Below are 15,324 nucleotides of genomic sequence, written 5' to 3' on the forward strand. Positions count from 1 at the left end.
AGACAGGGGCGCGCAGGCCGACGGCGGCGCCCCGAGAGTGATGAATGCACACTACAACAATGAATTATCGCACGGCTATCGTCTCTACCCTGGCTGAAATTGGCGAAGCGGCCTGGTCTGAACTGCTGGCCAGCCAGGCGGACGCCACGCCCTTCCTGTCCTACGCCTTTTTGCATGCGCTGCACGAGTCCGGCTGCGCCAGCGCGGACACGGGCTGGCAGCCGAATTACCTGGTGCTGTGGCAAGGCGAGACCCTGGCCGCCGCCCTGCCCCTGTACCTCAAAACGCACTCGTATGGCGAATATGTGTTCGACTGGGCCTGGGCCGACGCGTATCAGCAGCATGGCCTGGAATATTACCCGAAACTGTTGTCGGCGATCCCGTTTACGCCTGTGAGCGGCACGCGCCTGCTGGCCCGCGATGGCCAGGCGCGCGCGGCCCTGCTGGCCTTTTTGCAGGCGCAGCAGCAAGCCAGCGAGGTGTCGTCCTGCCACATCCTGTTCCCGCCGGAAAGCGAAGCGCGCCAATTGGAAGAAGCCGGCTACCTGATGCGTAGTGGCGTGCAATTTCACTGGCTCAATCCCGGCTACACGGATTTCGAGCAATTCCTCGCCACCCTGGAACACAAGAAACGCAAGAATATCCGCGCCGAGCGGCGCAAGGTACAGGAAGCGGGCGTGACCATGCGCCAGGTACGCGGCGTCGATGCTGTTGATGCCGACTGGAAGCTGTTCCATCGGTGCTACAGCAATACCTATGCGGAACACTGCTCGTCGCCGTACTTAAGCCTGGACTTCTTCCGGCGCATAGCCGTCAGCATGCCGCAGAACATTTTATTGGTGATCGCCGAGCGCGAAGGCCGGGCCATTGCCGCCTCGCTGGTGATCTATACAAAGGACACCCTGTATGGCCGCTACTGGGGCGCGCTCGAGCACGTACCCTGTCTGCATTTCGAGACGGCCTACTACCAGCCGCTGGAGTTTTGCATCGCCAACGGCATCGCCACCTTCGAAGGGGGCGCCCAGGGCGAGCACAAGATGGCACGCGGCTTCCTGCCGCAAAAGACCTGGTCCGCCCACTGGCTGGCGCACCCGGCCTTTGCCGACGCCGTGCAGCGCTTCCTCGAACGCGAACGGGGCGGCATCGATGCCTACCTCGATGAATTGAACGAGCACAGCCCGTTTCGCGCATAAAAAAACGCTCCCGGCCATGGCTGGCGGGGAGCGTTTTTTAACTGGTGCAGTTAGGCTTTTGCGGCATCTGCCTTGTAGGCGGCGACGCCGTTCAGGATTTCTTCCTTGGCCACGTCAGGGCCATACCAGCCGTCGATCTTGACCCATTTGCCTTTTTCCAGATCTTTGTAGTGTTCAAAGAAATGCTGGATCTGGCGCAAACGCAGTTCGTTCAGATCTTCCGGCTTTTGCCAGTGGCTGTAGATCGACAGGACCTTGTCGACTGGCACGGCCAGCACTTTCGCGTCTTCGCCCGACTCGTCGGTCATTTTCAGCACGCCGATAGGACGGCAGCGCACGACCACGCCCGGGATCAGCGGGAACGGGGTGATGACCAGCACGTCAACCGGGTCGCCATCCGGCGACAGGGTGTTCGGCACATAGCCGTAGTTGCACGGGTAATGCATGGCGGTACCCATGAAGCGATCAACGAAGATCGCGCCGCTTTCCTTGTCGACTTCGTACTTGATCGGATCGGCATTCATCGGAATTTCGATGACGACGTTGAAATCGTTCGGCAGGTCGCGGCCGGAAGAGACTTTATTCAAACTCATGGGGTTCCTCATTAGCGGATGGTGTTTTAACCGCGTAATTATAGCGAAGTACAGGCGGCTTGTGCGATGCAGCAGCGGCCCGCCCGCGTTTTGCGCATCCAGCCAACAACAGTGGCAGGCACGGCCCGCCAGCGCGCGCGGCCTGCCACAGAGAAAATAAACAGACCATCGACAACAATAAGTATAAACACTTAAGTAATACTACGACCAGTCCAGAGATAATACCTTGAATACCTGTGTATTTTCATTTCAATATCACCCTGCAGCAGGCATGGTTATTATAAGACTAATTGCATTTATTGCAGCAGTTTATAACAACAATTTTATTGTCATTCATCCCGCGATGTCTTCGCATAATGACGCAAGCGCTTCAATATGCTACGCCGAACGTCTACGCAGCCCGACAATCCACTCTTCCAGCATAATATTTGCGCTTATTTGAAGCATGTATTTGATTCAAATAGTGCCCCAGCCAAAAAATAGCGCGACCGGAAGACAATCATCAATTCTGATAAACTGTCAAATTCTGGTGATTCCAAACTTTGTATATTCTGCAATCGACGCCTTCCCTGAATTCAATATGACGCATCAACGCGCCACCGATAAATCCTTGCAAAAAGGAATATGATGATTCCCTCTTTCCGGCCCGGTCCTTTATTAAAGGTCACCGGCGTTATTTTCATTCTGTTCGGCCTCGCCCTGCTGGGCGGCGGCATCTGGCTGGCCACGCTCGGCGGCTCCTGGTACTACTTGCTGGCCGGCATAGGCATGCTGGTCGCAGGCGTGCTCGTCTTCAAAGGCAAGCGCAATGCGCAACCATTCATGGCGCTGCTGCTGCTCGCCACCCTCATCTGGTCCGTGATTGAAGTGAAATTCGACTGGTGGCAATTGCTGCCGCGCCTCGATATCTGGTTTGCCGCCGCCGTCTGGCTGCTGCTGCCCTTCGTCAGCCGCCGCCTGGCGCCACCCGCCGCAGCGAAACAGGGGCAAGCGGGCAAGACAGCCCTGTCCGCCGCCGTGGCCCTGACCGTCATCACCGGCGTCATCGCCCTGTTCCAGGACTACCATGACCTGCATGGCGACGTGCCGGCCGAAAACATGGCCGCCACCGCCAGCGGCGACCTGGCGCCCGGCGTCGAGCACAACGACTGGTCCGCGTATGGCCGCTCCGGCTATGGCGACCGCTACGCCCCGGCCGCGCAGATCACGCCGGCGAATATTTCCGGTCTGAAAGAAGCCTGGACCTACCACACGGGCGACTTCAAGGGCCCGAATGACCCAGGCGAAATCGCCAACGAAGTCACGCCGCTGAAGGTCAATGACATGCTGTACCTGTGCACGCCGCACAATATCGTCATCGCCCTGAATCCCGACACGGGCAAGGAAATCTGGCGCCACGATCCGAAGATCAACCGCGACGCGGCCAGCTACCAGCACATGATCTGCCGTGGCGTCGCCTACTGGGACGTCAACGCGGGCCGCGCCAAGAACAACCCCGCCCCCGAGGCGGCTGGCATGGAATGCCCGCGCCGCATCCTGGCGCCGACCATGGATGGCACCATGATCGCCGTGAATGCCGATACGGGCGAGTCGTGCAAGAGCTTTGGCAACAACGGCGTCGTCAACCTGTATAAAAACATGGCCATGATCAAGCGCGGCTTCCTGATGCCCACGTCGCCACCAGCCGTGGCGCAAAACGTGGCCGTGATCGCCGCCAGCGTGACGGACAACCATTCGACGGAAGAACCGTCAGGCGTAATCCGCGGTTACGATCCCGTCACGGGCAAGCTGCTGTGGAACTGGGACCCGGCCACACCGGAAGATACCAAGCCATTCCCTGAAGGCAAGAACTACACCAACAACTCGCCCAACTCGTGGGGCGTGGCCAGCATCGATGAAAAGCTGGGCATGGTCTACATTCCGATGGGCAATGAAACCCCCGACACCTGGGGCGGTAACCGCAACAAGAATGGCGAGAAATTCAACAGCGCCATCGTCGCGCTGGACCTGGCGACGGGTAAGGTACGCTGGGTCTACCAGACCGTGCACCACGATATCTGGGACATGGATATCGGCGGACAACCTTCGCTGGTCGACATCGACACGCCGAAAGGCAAAGTGCCGTCCGTGGTCGCCACGACAAAACGGGGCGATATCTATGTGATCGACCGCCGCGACGGCAGCCTGGTCGTGCCGGCGCCGGAAAAACCCGTGCCGACGAGCAATCCTGCCGCTGGCGACACCCTGTCGCCCACGCAGCCGTTCTCGGCCCTGACCTTCTTGCCTGAACGCAACATCAGCGAAGCGGACATGTGGGGCACCACGCCGTTCGACCAGCTCGCCTGCCGCATCATCTTCAAGGAACGCCGCTATGAAGGCCCGTTCACGCCGCAAACGGCCGGCAAGGGCGCCGTCATCTCGCCGGGCCCGCTCGGCATCTTCGAATGGGGCGGCGCGGCCATCGACCCCGTGCGTCAGTTGCTGATCGTCAACCCTGACTACATGGGCTTCCTGGAAAAACTCGTACCGCGCGCGGAAACGACGGCCAAGGGCGGCACGGGCGGCGAAATGGGCTTGCAACCACAGACGGGCGTCCCGTTCGCCGTGGAAATCAAGGCCTTCCTGTCGCCGCTGGGCTTCCCATGCCAGGCACCGCCGTGGGGCTATGTGGCCGCCGTCGACCTGCGCACCATGAAAAAAGTGTGGATGCACAAGAACGGCACCACGCGCGACAGCGGCCCCGTGCCGATCCCCTTGCCACTGGGCGTGCCCAGCCTGGGCGGCATGGTCACCACCGGTGGCGGCGTAACCTTCCTCAGCAGCACGCTCGACTACTACATCCGCGGCTATGACGTCAGCAACGGTAAAGTCATCTGGAAAGCCCGCCTGCCAGCCGGCGGTCAGGCTACGCCGATGAGCTATGTGTCGAACAAGTCGGGACGCCAGTTCGTCGTCGTCATGGCTGGCGGCCACGGTTCGCTGGGCACCAAGATGAGCGATACCCTGATCGCGTATGCCTTGCCCGAAGGCACGACCATCCCGAAGAAGTAAAGTAACAACGCACTCTTCCATGGAGTGCGCCTATAAAAAAAGCCGTTCAGTCTGCACTGAACGGCTTTTTTACGTCTGATGAAATAGCTTACAGGATGGTCGCCAGCGCGCACTGGCGGTAATGCGCGGCGGCCTGTTCCGTCTGCTGCAAGGCATCGTGCATCTGCGCCAGCTTCAGGTGGGCGTCGCGCACCATCTGCGGATCGTTCGCGTCGGACAAAGCCTGCTCCAGGTGGCGCTGGGCCTTGCCCCACAGTTTTTGCTTGAGGCACAGGGTGCCCAGGGTCAGCGCCAGTTCCGCATCGAGCGGACGCTGTTTCATCCATTGTTCGCAATGCTCGATCTGCAACAGCAGGGCCGGCGTGCCGGCCGGCGCCGCCGCTTCGCGGTAAGCGCGCACGACGCGCTCGTCCCAGTCGGCGGCCAGCGACTCTTCGCACACGAGGCGCGCTTCATCGTGCAGGCCGCGCGCATTCAGGGCCGTGGCGGCGCGGCAGGCGATATACGGCTTGATCCGGTCGCTGCTGGGCACGGTGGACCAGACGCGCATCAAGGATTCGGCGTCATGCGAGGGGTCGGACAGCAAATGGTCATAGGCCAGCTCGCGCAGGCGCGACGACAGGGCCGGATGCAGGGCGCGGTGCTTGTCGAGCGAACGCACGAGGCGCAGCACTTCCGGCCAGTTCTTCGCCTGCTGTTCGGCCTTCAGCGACCATTGCAGCGCGTGGATGTGGCGCGTGCCGCTGGCATTGAGTTCGCGCACGGCCGCCAGGGCCGCTTCCGGCTGGTGGTCGTCGACCAGCAATTCCGTCACCGTCATCAAACGGGCCGTTTTCAGGCTGGCATCGCCCTCGACACGGGCCAGCCAGCTGTCGCGGCGCTCGGACTGACGCATGCGGTGGGCGGCGCGCGCGCCGATCAGCGCGGCCAGGCCGGCATTTTCTTCCAGCTCGGCGGCGCGCAGGGCGGCCTTCTCGGCATGGCCGAAACGGCCTTCGAACAGGGCTTTCAAGGCTTCGCGCAAGCCCTTGTTGCCATCGCGCTCACGCTTGCGCTGGCGGTAGGCCGCCACTTGCGCCGGCATGCGCACGGTGGCGCGCACGGCGCGCACCAGCAGGTACAGCAGCACGAACAGCGCGACCTGCAGCAGCAGGAAGAAGTTCAGCGACAAATCGATGCGGTACGGCGGATAGAACAGTACCACGTTGCCGGGATTAAAACGGGCCGTCACGGCGATACCGATCGCCGCGGCCATCAGGGCGAGTAACCAGAGAAATAGACGCATGGGCTCAGGACTTCGCTTTGTAGTTGCGCACAGCCGTCAGGCTGTCGGACAAGGTTGGCATTTCGATGGCCAGGTTGCTGCCCTGCACCTGGCGCAGCAAGGCTTGCGCCGTCTGCGTGCTCTTGGCGCGGGTGTCGAAATACTTGGCCAGCGCATCCTGGGCGGCGATCAGGTCATTCCTGAACGCCGTTTCATTGCGCGACAACAAGGCCATGCGGGCATTCAGCAGGCGCAGCTTGACGTTTTCCCGCAAGAAATACGATTGCGTCGGCGACAGCATCAGCGCTTCCGGCGTATCGACTCGGCGGATGCGGATCAATTGACGCACGTCATTCCACATGTCGCCGCTCCAGGTATTGAAGCCGTCGCGCACTGTTTGCAGCAGCGGTTCCGGCGCCGGCGGTCCGACCAGCTTGCCGCTGGCATCGCGCACGGGCTTGGCCCCGGCCTTGGCCTTGCCCGGTTTTTCCGGCGCGGCCGGCAAGGCCGGCGTTTCGTCGGACAACATCGGCAAGGCGTCGATCTGGGCGATCACGGCATCGAGGCGCAGGGCCACGCCCGTCGAATCGACGCTGGGCAGGGCCTTGAGTTTTTCCATGTCGCGCCCGATGGCGCGGCGGATGGTGATGAATTGCGGCTTGTCGGAACGCGACAGGCTGCGGTCGGCGTTTTGCAGGGCGATCAGCGCGCCGGGCACGTTGCCGGCCAGTTGCAGCTGCTGGCTGGCCGTCGACAGCACTTGCTCGATTTCCGTCAGCGCCCACTCGTCGCGGTTCTTCGACAAGTCGTTATACAGTTGTTCCAGCGCCAGCTGCTGGCTTTGCGTTTCGCTCTGGCGGTTTTCCAGCGCGCCCACCTTGATTTGCAGCTCTTTCGTGCCTTCTTGCACGTTGCGCGCCAGCACGCCCGTTTCGGCGTTGCTGACATCGCCCTTTTGCAGGCGCTTGGCCACTTCTTCGCGCAGGTTGCGGATCTGCTTGCTGGTCGACCAGCTTTGCGCAGCCAGCAGCACGGCCAGCACGATGACGGCGATGCTCATGGGCTTTTGCAGCTGTTCCAGCAAGGTCGGCGCGCGGCCGGCAGGTTGGTCGGCCGCCTGCGGCGCCGTCTTCACGGTGCTGCCAGGCGTTGCATTCGGTTCGGAGAGTGTAGGCATTTCGTTCATGGTCGTGATTGTAACGCGGCGAGCACGCCCGCGTCGCCTGATCCTGTCAAGGTGACACGGGCAAAACCCAGGGCCGCCGCCGTTTGTGCAATGCGCGCGTGCGGCACGATCAAATGCTGCTGTTGCATTTTTGCAACAACCATCTTTTCATCGCCCATTTCGCCCAGCAGCGCCAGCAAACCGCGCAGCGCTTCCGAGCTGGTGATGATCCAGTCATTATTATGCTGCAACAGGTTTTCCAGGGTCGCCCGCAAGGCCGGCGTCAGCTTGGGCACCTGGCGGCGATAGGCTGTGACGAACTCGACTTCGGCGCCGGCCGCGCGCAAGCCGTCAGCCAGGTAGTCGCGTCCGCCGTCGCCGCGCACGATCAGCACGCGCTTGCCGCGCAGGGCCGGCAAGTCCAGCGCCAGCAACAGATGTTCGGAATCGCTGCGCGCCGTGTCAAACGGGCTGGTGATGCTGGCGTTGGCATCCGTGACGCCATGCGCGGCCAAGGCCATCTTGCTGCCCTCGCCCACCACGGCCAGCGGCACGCCAGGCGGCCAGGCGGGCAGGTGCGCAAAGACGCAGTCGATGGCGTTGGGCGAAACGAACGCCACCAGGTCGTATTCCATCAGGCGCGCCAGCACGGCTTGCAGCTGCGCGCATTCATCGTCGCCATCGAGCGCGTGGATTTCCAGCAGCGGCAGCAGGGTCACGCGCCAGCCCAGCGCCGCGATCCGGGCGGCCAGCGGCCCCGCTTGCGCCGCGGGCCGCGTGATCACCACGCTGTCAGGCATGCGGTGCCAGGCCTTCATGGTTGTCGGGGGTAACGGCGCACGAGGCGAGGATGCCGGCGGCGTCCTGGCCGCGCAGCAGTTCGGCCACCTGTTCGCCCAGCAGTTCGGGCGCGCTGGCGAGGCCACTGACGTCGGCGCTGGCCATGCGCGCGCCGTCCGGCGTGGCGACCATGGCGCGCAGGCGCATCTGTTCGCCCTCGACGGTCGCGAACGCGGCCAGCGGAATCTGGCAGCTGCCGCCGAAAATCTTCGACACCTTGCGCTCGGCCGTGACGGCTTGCGCCGTGGCCGTGTGGTTCAGCGGCGCCAGCAGGCGCACCAGGTCGGCGCCGTCGACGCGGCCGCTGCGGATCTCGATGGCCATGGCGCCCTGCCCTGCGGCCGGCAGGCTGTCTTCCGGCGCCAGCACGGCGCGGATACGCGACGCCAGGCCCAGGCGTTTCAGGCCGGCGGCGGCCAGGATGATGGCGGCGTAGTCGCCACGGTCCAGTTTGCCCAAACGCGTATCGAGGTTGCCGCGCAGGGGCAGAATCGTCAGGTGCGGGTAGCGCGCGGCGATCAGCGACTGGCGGCGCAGGCTGCTGGTGCCGACCACGGCGCCGTGCGGCAGCTCGGCCAGGCTGGCGTAGTCGTTCGACACAAACGCGTCGCGCGGGTCTTCGCGCTCGAGGATGGCGGCCAGGCTGTAGCCTTCTGGCAACTCCATCGGCACGTCTTTGAGCGAATGCACGGCCAGGTCGGCGCGGCCTTCTTCCATCGCCACTTCCAGCTCCTTGACGAACAGGCCCTTGCCGCCTACCTTGGACAAGGCGCGGTCCAGAATCTGGTCGCCGCGTGTGGTCATGCCGAGAATTTCAACGCTACACTGCGGATACAGGGCGGCCAGGCGCGCACGCACGTGTTCAGCTTGCCACATGGCAAGACGGCTCTCGCGCGTGGCGATCACCAGGCGGGCAGGAATATTTTGGGTCAATTCGGATGCTTTCAAAACAAGTTCTTTCGCTGTGGCTGTCGTTGTCGTTGCCAATTCGCCTGCCCGATATCAATTTGTATCGGAATGGCGCCCGGCATCGCTATAATCGTTATCCCTTAGCCTAGAAGGCCAAGTCAGGCTAGCGTCCATGTTGAAGACCACAAATTTTATCATGCGCCCCTCCCCTCTGCGGCCAAACGCCCGGTGCGATCCACATTCCCTTGCTTTTACACTTACTTTGGTTCTTTATTATGCTCAATGACGCAGTAGCACCAGAAATAGTTCCAGCGGCCGGCTCCGACAAGGACGCGCCACTGAAAGAAGATATCCGCCTGCTGGGCCGCCTGCTGGGCGACGTGTTGCGCGAACAGGAAGGCGACGCCGTCTTCAATGTGGTGGAAACCATACGCCAGACCTCCGTGCGCTTCCGCCGCGAAGCGGACGCGGACGCCGCGCTGGAACTCGACGCCATGCTGAAACAACTGAGCCGCGAACAGACGATTTCCGTGGTGCGCGCCTTTTCCTATTTCTCGCACCTGGCCAACATTGCCGAAGATCAACACCACATCCGCCGCCGCCGCGCCCACCTGCTGGCCGGCTCGCCGGCGCAAAAGGGCAGCGTCAGCTTCGCGCTGAAAAAACTGCGCGCCGCCGGCGTGCCGCGCAAGACGGTCGACACCTTCTTCCAGGACGCGCTGATCGCCCCCGTGCTGACGGCCCACCCGACGGAAGTGCAGCGCAAGAGCATCCTCGACGCCGAGCACGACATCGCCCGCCTGCTGGCCGAGCGCGACCTGCCGCAGACGCCGAAAGAGCGGCACGCCAACATGCAGCTGCTGCGCTCGCGCGTCTCCACGCTGTGGCAGACGCGCATGCTGCGCTACTCGAAGCTGACGGTGGCCGACGAGATCGAAAACGCCCTGTCCTATTACCGCATCACCTTCCTGCGCGAACTGCCGGGCCTGTATGACGACATCGAGGACGATATCGCCGCCGAATACCCGAACGGCGACGGCACGATCGAGCCGATCAATGCCGCCTACGTGCAGATGGGCAGCTGGATCGGCGGCGACCGCGACGGCAACCCGAACGTCAACGCGGGCACCATGCAGCACGCGCTGGCGCGCCACGCCACCACCATCCTCGACTTTTACCTCGACGAAGTGCACGCGCTGGGCGCGGAATTGTCCGTCTCGACGCTGATGGTGGGCGTGAGCGCCGCACTGCAGGCACTGGCCGACCAGTCGCCGGATGCCTCGCCGCACCGCAGCGACGAACCGTACCGCCGCGCCCTGATCGGCATCTATGCGCGCCTGGCCGCCACCGCCCGCGCGCTGGGCGCCACCAACATCCTGCGCAAGGAAGTGGGCGCGGCCGCCGCCTACCAGGACGCGGCCGCCTTTGTCGCCGACTTGCGCACCATCGTCGCCTCGCTCGAATCGCACCACGGCGCGGCCCTCGTGCGCCCGCGCCTGGCCACGCTGGCGCGCGCGGCCGACATCTTCGGCTTCCACCTGGCATCGCTGGACATGCGCCAGACCTCCGACGTGCACGAGCGCGTGCTGGCCGAGCTGTTCGCCAAGAGCGGCGTGGCCGCCGATTACACGTCCCTGTCCGAGGAAGACAAGCAGGCATTGCTGCTGAGCGAACTGGCCCAGCCGCGTTTGCTGTACTCGCCCTACATCGCTTACGCCACGGAAACGGATTCCGAGCTGGCGATCCTGCGCGCGGCGCGCGACATCCGCCAGCGCTACGGCGCGCGGGCCATTCGCAACTACATCATCTCGCACACGGAAACCGTGTCCGACCTGCTGGAAGTGTTGCTGTTGCAAAAAGAAACGGGCTTGCTGCGCACCGACTGGCAAGCTGGCGACAGCAGCTGCGAGCTGATGGTCATCCCCCTGTTCGAGACGATCCCCGACCTGCAGCGCGCGGCCGGCATCATGAGCGAGGTCATGGCCTTGCCTTTGGTCAAACAATTGATCGCCAAGCAGGGACAGTTGCAGGAAGTCATGCTCGGCTATTCCGATTCGAACAAGGATGGCGGCTTCCTGACCTCGAACTGGGAACTGTACAAGGCGGAACTGGCGCTGGTGTCCGACTTCCAGAAGGCCGGCGTCAAGCTGCGCCTGTTCCATGGCCGCGGCGGCACCGTGGGCCGTGGCGGCGGACCGAGCTACGAAGCCATCCTGGCCCAGCCGCCGGGCACCGTCAACGGGCAGATCCGCCTGACGGAACAGGGCGAAATCATCGCCTCGAAGTTTTCCAACGCGGAAATCGGCCGGCGCAACCTGGAATTGCTGGTGGCCGCCACCCTGGAAGCGAGCCTGGCGCCGCAGGCAGCCAGCCCGGCGCACGCAAGCGAGCTGGCGCAGTTCGAAGCCGTGATGGCGCAGCTGTCGGACCTCGCCTATCACGCCTACCGCCACCTCGTGTATGAAACGCCGGGTTTTACGGAGTATTTCTTCTCGGCCACGCCGATTGCGGAAATCGCCGAGCTGAACCTCGGTTCGCGCCCCGCCTCGCGCAAGGCCAACCAGCGCATCGAAGACTTGCGCGCCATTCCGTGGGGCTTTTCCTGGGGCCAGTGCCGCTTGCTGCTGCCGGGCTGGTTCGGTTTCGGCAGCGCCATCGAGGCCTGGATCAACGATGGCGAGCCAGCATCGAAAGATGACAGGGTCGCCACCCTGCGCGCCATGTACGCCGAATGGCCATTCTTTGCCACCCTGCTGTCGAACATGGACATGGTGCTGGCCAAGACGGACCTGGCGATTGCCTCGCGCTATGCGGAACTGGTGGCGGACCAGGAATTGCGCGAACGCATCTACAAGCGCATCACGGACGAGCATGGCAACACCTTGCGCTGCCTGGAGCTGATCACCGGCAACACGGAGCGCCTGGCGGGCAATCCGCTGCTGGCCCGCTCGATCCAGAACCGCTTCGCCTATCTCGACCCGCTGAACCACTTGCAAGTGGAATTGATCAAGCGCAACCGCGCCCTGTCGGCGGAAAGCAAGATCGACGAGCGCGTCCACCGCGGCATCCAGCTGTCGATCAACGGCGTGGCGGCCGGTCTGCGCAACACGGGCTGATCGCGCCAGGCTGCCTTTGGCAGGCAGGGGCCGGCACCGCAAGGGCCGGCCCTTTTGCTTGCCCAATTGCAAAATATTCTCAATAAAACAACAATTAGTATTACACTAGCGGTAGACACCTTCCTCACTTCGGCCCCATGCACACCGCAGCGGCCAACCATGACGCCAGGGACGCGGATGAGCAAATGGTCGATTGAAACGCTGAGTGCGGCCTGCGCCGCCCTCATCCTGCTCATGCTGGGCGGGCTGGCGGGCGCGGCCTGGCCGGCGCTCGACTTCTGGGAGCATGTCTGGCTGACCCTGCTGCTTGCGGCCGCCGCTGGCACGGCCATGTGGCTGATGCGCAGGCTGCGCGCCCACCTCGCCAGCACGCGTTCGCAACTGGACGATAGCCTCCTGCGCTACCATCACCTGAGCGAAACGGCGCAGGACGGCATGTGGCAAACGGATGCGCAAGGCCGTATCCTGTACGTCAACCAGCGCCTGTGCGACATGCTGGGCGTCCCCGCCGGGCAGCTGCTGTACCACACCATGGAGGAATTCCATGACGAGGCCACCTTGCTGCGCCTGTGTCCGCTACGCCAGACGGCGAGCGATAGCTGCATGGGCGAACTGCAATACCAGCATGGCGATGGCACGCAGCGCTGGGCCATGCTCAGCGGACGGCGCCTGTACGACCAGCACGGCACTGTGACGGGCGCACTGGTGCTGGCCAGCGACATCACCGAACACAAGCGGGCCGAACACGCGTTGAGCCTGGCCCATGCGGAGCTGGAAAGCCGCGTGGCCCTGCGCACTGCCCAATTGCTCGATGTCAATCTCCAGCTCTCCGCGGAAATCGCCATGCGCGCACAAACGGAAGCGGCCCTGGCGCGCAGCGAAGAGCGGCTGCAGGACATCATTTCCATGATGCCCCTGTCGCTGTTCCTGAAAGATGCCGATTCGCGCATCGTGCTGATGAACCAGGCCTGCGAGCAGCAATGGGGCGTGCTCCACCAAGACATCGCCGAAGGGCGTGACCTGCAACACTTTCCCGCAGAACAGAACGCGGGCTTCCATGCGGCCGACCAGGAAGCGTTTGCCAGCCGTCAGGTGGTGATACGCGAAGAACTGGTATGGAACGCGCAGTTGCAGGAAAATCGCCTGGTGCAGACGCACAAGAAACCCGTGTTTGACGCGGAAGGCCGGCCGCAGATGATCATCGCCATGGCCGTCGACATCACCGACAGCAAGCGCAACGAGGAAAACCTGGAGCGCACCTTGGCGCAATTACGCGAACTGAGCGACCACCAGCAAACCATCAAGGAACAGGAAAGACGCCGCATCGCGCTCGATATTCATGACGACCTGGGCCAGAATCTGATGGTGCTGCGCATCGATGTGTCGCTGCTGCACGCGCGCACGGCCACCACCCACCCGCACCTGCATCGCCACGCACAGCGCGTGCTCGACACCATCGACGCCACCATCCGCTCCGTGCGCACCATCATCAATGACTTGCATCCCAGCACCCTGGAGCTGGGACTGGGCCCGGCGGCCGAGTGGCTGATCCGCCAGATGGAGAGCCGCGGCGCCATCCGCTACCGGCTCACGCTCGACAGCGAGGCGCCCGACCTGGGCCTGGACGAGCGCCAGACATCGGCCATCTTCCGCGTGCTGCAGGAATCGCTGTCGAATATCGTGCGCCACGCCCAGGCCAGCGAAGTGGAAGTGGCGCTGACGCAAGATGCCGACGCCATCGTGCTGCGCATCAGCGACAACGGCATCGGCATGCAGCCGGGCGACCACGGCAAGCGGGCCGCCTTCGGCCTGAAAAGCATACGCGAACGTGTCCATGCGCTGGGCGGCGAACTGCGCATCGACAGCCAGGCGGGCCGCGGCACGGCGCTGGCCATCCACCTGCCCCAGCAGGCAGGCCAGCAGCGTGCCGATCATGCCAAAACACAAAAATTAGCAAAAACAGTAGTAAATTAAGTATGCATTTGCGGCATAAAAAAGTATAGTAAGTTTTTTCTTTGAGGAAACTATCATGCCGCCACGGTTCGCCTGCTTCCCCGCCCCACTGCTCGGCCTGCTCCTGCTGGCCGCCATCCCCACCGCCAGCGCCACCATCTATGCCGAACGCGGCTTTGGTGAAAGGGATGGCAATGGCAGCATCGCCTCCGACCTGAACCCGGCCGGCCTGGTGGCCGGCATCATCATGGAAGAAGCAGGACGGCGCCGCGCCGTGACCTATCAGCATGGCCGCATCCGCGAGCTGGGCACCCTGGGTGGCAATGAAGGTTTCACCAAGGCCATCAATACCCATGGCGTGGTGGTGGGCTCGGCGCAGACGGCCGCCGGCGCCTGGCACGCCTTCCGCTACGACGCGGCGGGCGGCATGCGCGACCTGGGCACCCTGGGCGGCACCAGCAGCTATGCCACGGCCATCACGCGCGACGGCATGATCGCCGGCTATGCCGACACCAGCGCCGGCGATTTCCACGCCTTTGTCACGAACGCCGACCACAGCCTGCAGGACCTGGGTACCCTGGGCGGCGCCAGCAGCTATGCCAGCGGCCTGAACAGCCATGGCGTGGTGGTCGGCACGGCGCAGCGCGGCGACGGCTACCGCCGCGCCTTCGTCTACCGCCCCGGCGCGGGCATACAGGAAATCGGCACCCTGCCCGGCGGACGCATCAGTTCGGCCACCGCCATCAATGACGCCGGCCTGGTCGTGGGCGCGTCGGAAACGGAGAAGCGCCGCTGGCACGCGTTTGCCTGGGACGGCAAGCGCATGCTCGACCTGGGCGCCCTGATCGGCCAGGGCGACAGCTACGCCACGGCAGTCAACGCGGCCGGACACGTCGTCGGCAGCGTCAGCATCAAAGGCTTTGAACCGATGACTTTTGTCTATAAGGAAGGCGTGATGACGGTGCGCCGCCGCGACGACGGCCTGTACCTGACCAACAAGATCACCGATGCGGGCCTGGTGGTCGGCGCCATCTACACGGGGCACAAATTCCAGGCCTTCGCCGTACCGTCGCAAGCGGCTCCCGCACCACAGCGCAGCAATCCATTGGACTGGCTGCTCATCACCATCCTCATCTCCGCCAGCGGCGTGGTGCTGTACAAATTGCAGCGCAACTATCGCATGGGCCTGCTGGGCGCGCGCACGCGTTTCATGTAAGCCAACGCTACGGATGGACGAAAA

General features: G+C 63.5%; 10 protein-coding genes. 5 read left to right on the forward strand and 5 right to left on the reverse strand.

What is annotated here, in order from left to right:
- Positions 1-59: 59 nt before the first annotated feature.
- Positions 60-1,193: a GNAT family N-acetyltransferase gene (locus K0F86_RS17590; RefSeq protein ID WP_219135753.1), complete on the forward strand. Its 1,134-nt coding sequence runs from the start codon at positions 60-62 to the stop codon at positions 1,191-1,193.
- 50 nt (positions 1,194-1,243) lie between these two features.
- On the opposite strand, the gene ppa is transcribed toward K0F86_RS17590, so the two are convergent.
- The gene (gene ppa, locus K0F86_RS17595) at positions 1,244-1,786 is read right to left on the reverse strand and encodes an inorganic diphosphatase (protein ID WP_219135605.1); all 543 of its coding nucleotides are present in this window, start codon (positions 1,784-1,786) and stop codon (positions 1,244-1,246) included.
- Positions 1,787-2,413: 627 nt separating this feature from the next.
- Here ppa and K0F86_RS17600 point away from each other — a divergent pair.
- The gene (locus tag K0F86_RS17600) at positions 2,414-4,837 is read left to right on the forward strand and encodes a membrane-bound PQQ-dependent dehydrogenase, glucose/quinate/shikimate family (RefSeq protein ID WP_219135606.1); all 2,424 of its coding nucleotides are present in this window, start codon (positions 2,414-2,416) and stop codon (positions 4,835-4,837) included.
- A gap of 88 nt (positions 4,838-4,925) precedes the next feature.
- Here the strand turns inward: K0F86_RS17600 and K0F86_RS17605 are convergent, their stop codons facing one another.
- The 4 genes from K0F86_RS17605 to hemC are packed head-to-tail and all read right to left on the reverse strand — an operon-like array spanning position 4,926 to position 9,054.
- Entirely contained in the window at positions 4,926-6,122 is a 1,197-nt protein-coding gene (locus K0F86_RS17605) for a heme biosynthesis protein HemY (protein WP_219135607.1), read from the reverse strand.
- A gap of 4 nt (positions 6,123-6,126) precedes the next feature.
- The gene (locus tag K0F86_RS17610) at positions 6,127-7,287 is read right to left on the reverse strand and encodes a uroporphyrinogen-III C-methyltransferase (protein WP_219135608.1); all 1,161 of its coding nucleotides are present in this window, start codon (positions 7,285-7,287) and stop codon (positions 6,127-6,129) included.
- On the reverse strand, positions 7,284-8,066 hold the full coding sequence (locus K0F86_RS17615; RefSeq protein ID WP_219135754.1) for a uroporphyrinogen-III synthase: 783 nt from the start codon (positions 8,064-8,066) through the stop codon (positions 7,284-7,286). The genes K0F86_RS17610 and K0F86_RS17615 overlap by 4 nt, the downstream gene beginning before the upstream one ends.
- Positions 8,059-9,054: a hydroxymethylbilane synthase gene (gene hemC / locus K0F86_RS17620; protein WP_374197301.1), complete on the reverse strand. Its 996-nt coding sequence runs from the start codon at positions 9,052-9,054 to the stop codon at positions 8,059-8,061. The genes K0F86_RS17615 and hemC overlap by 8 nt, the downstream gene beginning before the upstream one ends.
- A gap of 236 nt (positions 9,055-9,290) precedes the next feature.
- Here hemC and ppc point away from each other — a divergent pair, with 236 nt between their 5' ends.
- The 3 genes from ppc to K0F86_RS17635 all read left to right on the forward strand — a co-directional run bounded on the left by ppc (position 9,291) and on the right by K0F86_RS17635 (position 15,300).
- On the forward strand, positions 9,291-12,131 hold the full coding sequence (gene ppc / locus K0F86_RS17625) for a phosphoenolpyruvate carboxylase (RefSeq protein ID WP_219135610.1): 2,841 nt from the start codon (positions 9,291-9,293) through the stop codon (positions 12,129-12,131).
- A gap of 177 nt (positions 12,132-12,308) precedes the next feature.
- A complete protein-coding gene (locus tag K0F86_RS17630) occupies positions 12,309-14,105 on the forward strand; it encodes a PAS domain S-box protein (RefSeq protein ID WP_219135611.1) in 1,797 nt (598 codons plus the stop codon).
- A 55-nt stretch (positions 14,106-14,160) separates the two neighbouring features.
- The gene (locus K0F86_RS17635; protein ID WP_219135612.1) at positions 14,161-15,300 is read left to right on the forward strand and encodes an HAF repeat-containing protein; all 1,140 of its coding nucleotides are present in this window, start codon (positions 14,161-14,163) and stop codon (positions 15,298-15,300) included.
- The last annotated feature ends 24 nt before the right edge of the window (positions 15,301-15,324 follow it).

Source organism: Janthinobacterium sp. UMAB-60 (genome assembly GCF_900095235.1).
Taxonomy (GTDB): domain Bacteria; phylum Pseudomonadota; class Gammaproteobacteria; order Burkholderiales; family Burkholderiaceae_D; genus Janthinobacterium.